This window comes from Parvibaculum sp. (genome assembly GCF_002684405.1).
Classification (GTDB): Bacteria; Pseudomonadota; Alphaproteobacteria; order Parvibaculales; family Parvibaculaceae; genus Parvibaculum.
The window spans coordinates 1-5,817 of the sequence record NZ_NYVD01000040.1 but is presented as its reverse complement, the minus strand read 5'-3'; the positions used below and the strand labels follow the sequence as shown (position 1 = coordinate 5,817).

Below are 5,817 nucleotides of genomic sequence, written 5' to 3'. Positions count from 1 at the left end.
AGCAAATGCCCATGGGACAACAGCAAATGGATGCAGGCCAGCAATCAATGGGTCCCGGTCAGCAAATGCACAGGGGCCAGCCGATGCAGACAAACGGGCAAATGCCGATGGGGCAGGGCATGCAGCAGCATATGGGAGGCATGCAGGACATGTGCGCCCGGATGCTCGAGCAGCATGGCCAAATGATGAATGGCGGCATGATGAATGGAAATCGTGCCCAGGCTCAGGCATGCCAAAATTTGAACCGGTAGGTCTGCAATCCACCATGCAATACATGTGAAAGCGTGCAGGGGAAGCGGAAAGCTTCCCCTCGCACGCAGAAATGGAGAACACAATGGGTCCGCTGTCAATTGCAGCTGCTTTTTCCGGCGTTTTGCTCCGGTCGGTTCCCGTCGCCGCGTATATGGGCGGTTCGGGAGCGGATAGCGGCTATGATCATATGTCCGGATACGGAATGGGATTCTTCGGTATCGGCCACTGGCTCATCGGCATTCTTCTTATCGTGCTGTTCGCGGCGCTGATCGCAGGATTTGTGCGCCTGTTTACCAGCGGTGGCGGGAAAAGATCTCTAGGCGAGGATCCGATGACCGTCTTGGACCTCCTTTACTCAAAAGGTGAGATTTCGCGCGAGGAGTATTTGAAGAGGAAGGCTGATATCACCGGCGGCTGAGCGTGCGGGGCGCAACGCAGATGATGTAACGCTGTTATTCCGTATACGACATTGCGAAATACGACGCTTGTTGATCTCTCGCAATGTCGTGATTGAGTGAATGCGGGATTTTACCCGGACAGACTTAATCCTTGGAGGACGTGATGAATATTCGGAAAGCGGCCCTTGCGGGCATTGTAACAGCGCTGCTGGCGTCCACAGCTTATGCGCATGATCCCTCAGGTCAGAATGGCGGCTGGATGGGCGGAGGCTACGGCATGGGCCCCGGCATGATGGGTGCCGGTCAGGACCAAATGATGGGTTATGGCAGGGGGTACGGCCCCGGCGCCATGATGGGTGGTGGTTATGGTTACGGCATGATGGGCGCCGGCTGCGGCATGGGCGGTTACGATGCGTCCGGTGACTACGACACTTATGTGGACGGACGCCTCGCCTTCCTGAAGGCGGAACTCAAGATCACGGACGACCAGAGCGCGGCCTGGTCGGCCTATGCGGACGCTCTCAAGGAAAACTTCCAGAGCATGGCGGGCATGCATCAGCAGATGTTCAGCCTGTTTCAGCAGGGCAAGGACGACCGGTCCGTTGTCGACATGCTGGATCTGCAGATATCGCTCATGAAGACCCGCGTCGGCGCGCTTGAAAAGATGAAGCCCGCCGCCGAAAAGCTCTATGCGGCTTTGTCTGATGATCAGCAGGAGAAAGCCAATCAGATCCTCCCGGTCATGGGCTGCATGTGAGATTTTTCGTCTCGTCCGACGAGGCGTACCGACGAACGACGACTCGCGCAGCGGCGAAGACTGCCGAGCGAGTCGTCAGACATTCTCTGGCGATAACGGAGGCTACCGGGAGGGACCGATATGCCGGATTTGAACCATCACGATCATACTCATGCGTCTCAGGTTTCTTCGTCGTCCGCTGGCGGCCCCGAAGGCGCCGAGCATCACGACCACCATATGGCGCATAACCACTCGGCGATGGTCGCGGATTTTCGCAAAAGGTTCTGGGTATCGCTGATCCTGACAGTGCCGGTCCTGGCGCTTTCGCCGATGATACAGACGTTCCTCGGTTTGAGGGGAACGATTGCCTTCAGTGGCGACAGCTATTTGCTTTTCTCACTCTCCGCCATAGCCTTCTTCTATGGCGGCTGGCCCTTTCTGAGCGGGCTTTTCGGCGAATTGCGAAACCGACGGCCTGGTATGATGACGCTGATCGCTCTTGCGATCTCGGTGGCCTTCTTCTATTCCAGCGCCGTCGTGTTCGGTCTTTCGGGAAAAGTGTTTTTCTGGGAACTGGTAACCCTGATTGACATCATGCTTCTCGGTCACTGGATCGAGATGAAGTCTGTCATGGGAGCTTCCGGCGCGTTGGAGGCTCTGGTCCGATTGTTACCTGCGTCGGCCCATCGCGTCGCGGAAGATGGCACCATCGAAGAAATTCCGGTCTCCGAATTGAAGCCCGGAGATCATGTACTGGTTCGTCCGGGGGAAAAGGTACCGACCGACGGCATTATCGTCGACGGCGACTCTAGCTTCAACGAGGCGATGCTTACGGGCGAGTCCCGGCTTGTCGAAAAGGGCAAAGGCGCGGAAGCTGTCGGAGGGTCGGTGAACGGCGAGGGTGCCGTCACGCTTGAAGTCAAGAAGACGGGCGATCAGACCTATCTCTCGCAAGTGATCGACATGGTCAAACAGGCTCAGGCGACACGTTCAAGGACACAGGATATCGCGAACCGCGCGGCTCTTTGGCTAACTTATATAGCATTGAGCGCCGGCGGCCTCACCTTGATCTATTGGTTGGGCATCGGCGAAAGCTTCGAATTCGCGCTCGAGCGCATGGTGACCGTAATGGTGATCACTTGTCCGCACGCCCTTGGCCTTGCCGTGCCACTCGTCGTCGCTGTCAGTACACGTCTGACCGCGCAGAACGGCCTCCTGATAAGGGATCGGGCAGCATTCGAAAGGGCACGGAATCTCAATGCCGTCCTTTTCGACAAGACGGGGACGCTCACAGAAGGCCGGTTTGGCGTTGCCGGAATCGCAGCGCTTGCGGACCAGTCCGAAGACGAGATTCTCGCAATCGCGGCGTCGCTCGAAAACAAGTCTCAGCATCCGATCGCCCAGGGCATCGTGCGCGGGGCGGAGGAACGCGGCATCGAGGTGCGGAATGTCGAGAACTTCAAAAGTCTCACCGGACAGGGTGCCGAGGCTGGTATCGACGGGGAAATGGTCCGCGTCGTTAGTCCCGGCTATCTCCGCGAAAAGGGAATCGACCTGCCATCTCACGAAACCACGGCATATACCGATGAAGGCAACACTGTTGTCTTCGTTATGCTGGACGAGCGTCTTGTCGGCGCCATTGCACTCGCCGATATCGTGCGACCGGAATCTTTCGAGGCCGTATCGCGGCTAAAAGAGATGGGAATCAAATGCATGATGGTGACGGGTGATGCAACGTCGGTCGCCAGGTCCGTGGCGGGACAACTCGGCCTTGACGATTATTTCGCCGAGGTTTTGCCGCATCAGAAGGTGGAGAAGGTCAAGGAGGTGCAGTCGCGGGGCCTTAATGTTGCGATGATCGGTGATGGTGTGAACGATGCACCCGCTCTCGTGCAATCTGATCTGGGCATAGCAATCGGTGCCGGTACGGAAGTGGCCATCGAGTCTGCTGATATCGTGCTGGTTCGCTCCGACCCGCGGGATGTGTTTGCCATTCTGGCCTTGTCCCGGGCGACCTACGGCAAAATGATTCAGAATCTGCTTTGGGCGACCGGGTACAATGCTTTTGCGATCCCGCTTGCGGCAGGGGTTGCCTATAGCTGGGGCATTCTTCTGACGCCTGCATTTGGGGCGGCCCTGATGTCGCTCAGCACCGTCATCGTTGCGATCAATGCCAAATTGCTTGAGCGCGCTCGCCGGCTGGTGGCGAGTACATCGTCCCCCAATCGTGAGGGGGTATAAAATGACTCACATGTCTAGTGGGCATACCGGTCATATGCCATCGAGCGGACGGGGGCTCGCGATCTCAGCCTGGCTGACTGGAATCTATTTCTTTATCGAGATGGGGATCGGGTTCTGGACGGGCTCCATCTCTGTCATATCCGATGCCTTCCATACATTCTCGGCGGTCGGCGGGGTGCTGGTGGCAATCGTCGCCGCGAGAGTGGCGCGCCGCCCGGCCAGTGAAGCGCAGAGCTACGGATGGTACCGGGCCGAACTTGTCGGCGCCTTCGTAAATGGTGGTTTCCTGCTGGGCATGGCGCTGGTCGTTATTGTCATGGGGGGTATGCGGCTGACCGCGCCCATCGAGCTTCCAACCGGGCCGATGCTTTGGGCGGCAGCGGGCGGTCTTTTCACCGAAATCATTTCTCTCGGTTTGATGTGGCGTCAGAGCCAGAGCGATCTCAACGTCAAGGGTGCACTGTGGCACATCATACAGACCTTCGTGGGGAGCCTGATCATTATCGTGGCCGCGCTTGTCATCCGCTTTACCGATTTTCTGCTCATTGACCCGATCCTCGGTATGGCGTTCGGCTTCGTGCTGCTGTGGGCGAGTTGGACGATCCTCAAGGATGCGACACGTCTGCTCATGGAGGGTACGCCGTCGGACGTGAACCTGCGCGAGATCGCAACGGCGCTTCAGAAGCTGTATGGCGTGAAAGACGTGCACCATGTCCATGCCTGGGCGCTGACCAGCGGAAAATATGTTTTCTCCGCGCATATGCGGATCGACAAGGATGCGTCGGGTGGGGAGATATTACGTAAGGCTCATCACCTGCTTAAGCGGGAATATGGCTTCTTCTTTGCCACGTTGCAGGTCGAAGATGTCTGTCTTGATGAGGAAGGCGCCGAGGTGATTGATGTGATTTCGACGAGTTCCGGCACGGCATGACGGCGCAAACGATTTCTCTGCTCGCGCTTATCACCGTTTCCGAGGCGACCATCGGGGTTTTCGTCAAGCTGACCGGCGGTCTCATACCCATCCAGACGCTGAACTCCTACGCGCTTTCTCTGGCGGCCTTACTGCTGTTCGGTTTCATGCCCAGCATAACGGGCAAGCCGTTGCTGTTTCCCCGAAACAATCTCAAGGACACATTGCTCGTCGGAATTCTGATCGCCGCCCAGATCAGCGTTTTCAACTACGCGATGACTCTTGTCCCTATTGCCAACGCCGTCATCTTCTGGAGCATTGCGCCTTTTTTTACATTCATCTTCTCGGCGGTATTTCTGGGCGAGAAGGCTCGTCCCGGCTACATGCTCATCTTCGTGATTGCGCTCGTCGGCATCGCCATTGCTAACCCGCTTAAGGGTAGCGAGCTGGTGGGCAACCTCGTCGCACTCGGAGATGGCGCGGTCTATGCCGCCATGGTCACCTATCTGAGATATGAAGGTAAATCGGAAACAGGAAGCGATATCGCGTGGTCTATGCTAGTCGCAGCGATTGTGCTTTCGCCTTCGACATTGCTGTTCGGAGCCGGCGATATTCTGCGCGGCATTCACTATGAGACGCTGGGCGTGACGGTGCCGGTTCTGCTTTGGGTTCTGGGGCTCGGGGTCGTTTCCACGGGGTTTGCCTATCTCGGCATATCGATGGTTCTGAAGACCCTCGATGCAAACGTATATGCCCTGATCGATATCATCGTGTCGCCGCTCGTCGCGTCGTTCTTCGGTTATCTGGTCTTCGGAGACGTCCCCTCGTGGAGGATGGTGCTGGGTGGCGCCATGTTGCTAGGTGCAGGCTTCTGGCTGACTCGGGAAACATCGAGGGGAATGGAAAATCGGGCGGTTCATCCGTGTCAGTGCGCTTAGTTATGACTGATGTAATGAAGGACTCGTCGGTTCACGCGTGTCGTTTTCGCTGGAGGCAACAGGGAACAAGCGATGGCGAAAAAATTTTCTACATATGCTGTGCTTGCAGTAATTGCTGGCGGTGTCGTTATTGGCGCATGGCGGATGTTTGTAGAAGAAGGCGGACACTCTGCGAAGAGAGATGTCGTTGTTCCGCCTCTTTCCGGCGATGCAGCTCTTGGCAAGGCAGCGTTCGACACGAATTGCGCCGAGTGTCATGGCGATAATGCCAGCGGGACCGGTGAGGGGCCGCCGCTCGTACATCAGATCTACAATCCCGGGCATCATGCCGATGAGGCATTT

Annotated in this window: 6 protein-coding genes and 1 pseudogene; all 7 read left to right on the top strand. The window is 57.1% G+C overall.

The features are described from left to right. A pseudogene (locus CMI59_RS03480) lies at positions 1-251 on the top strand (hypothetical protein); the annotation flags it as partial. Between the two features lie 83 nt (positions 252-334). Beyond that, positions 335-670 carry an SHOCT domain-containing protein gene (locus CMI59_RS03475; protein ID WP_293324801.1) on the top strand — a complete coding sequence of 112 codons (336 nt, stop codon included), beginning with the start codon at positions 335-337 and terminating at the stop codon, positions 668-670. Positions 671-813: 143 nt separating this feature from the next. Then, positions 814-1,407 (top strand): Spy/CpxP family protein refolding chaperone, encoded by a 594-nt coding sequence (locus CMI59_RS03470; RefSeq protein ID WP_293324798.1) that lies wholly within the window; start codon positions 814-816, stop codon positions 1,405-1,407. A gap of 120 nt (positions 1,408-1,527) precedes the next feature. Further along, positions 1,528-3,627 carry a copper-translocating P-type ATPase gene (locus CMI59_RS03465; RefSeq protein WP_293324795.1) on the top strand — a complete coding sequence of 700 codons (2,100 nt, stop codon included), beginning with the start codon at positions 1,528-1,530 and terminating at the stop codon, positions 3,625-3,627. Position 3,628: 1 nt separating this feature from the next. Then, positions 3,629-4,558 carry a cation diffusion facilitator family transporter gene (locus CMI59_RS03460; RefSeq protein WP_293324792.1) on the top strand — a complete coding sequence of 310 codons (930 nt, stop codon included), beginning with the start codon at positions 3,629-3,631 and terminating at the stop codon, positions 4,556-4,558. Beyond that, positions 4,555-5,475 carry a DMT family transporter gene (locus CMI59_RS03455; protein ID WP_293324790.1) on the top strand — a complete coding sequence of 307 codons (921 nt, stop codon included), beginning with the start codon at positions 4,555-4,557 and terminating at the stop codon, positions 5,473-5,475. The genes CMI59_RS03460 and CMI59_RS03455 overlap by 4 nt, the downstream gene beginning before the upstream one ends. A 72-nt stretch (positions 5,476-5,547) precedes the next feature. Next, positions 5,548-5,817: c-type cytochrome (locus tag CMI59_RS03450; RefSeq protein WP_293324788.1), on the top strand; the 270-nt coding region annotated here is incomplete at its 3' end.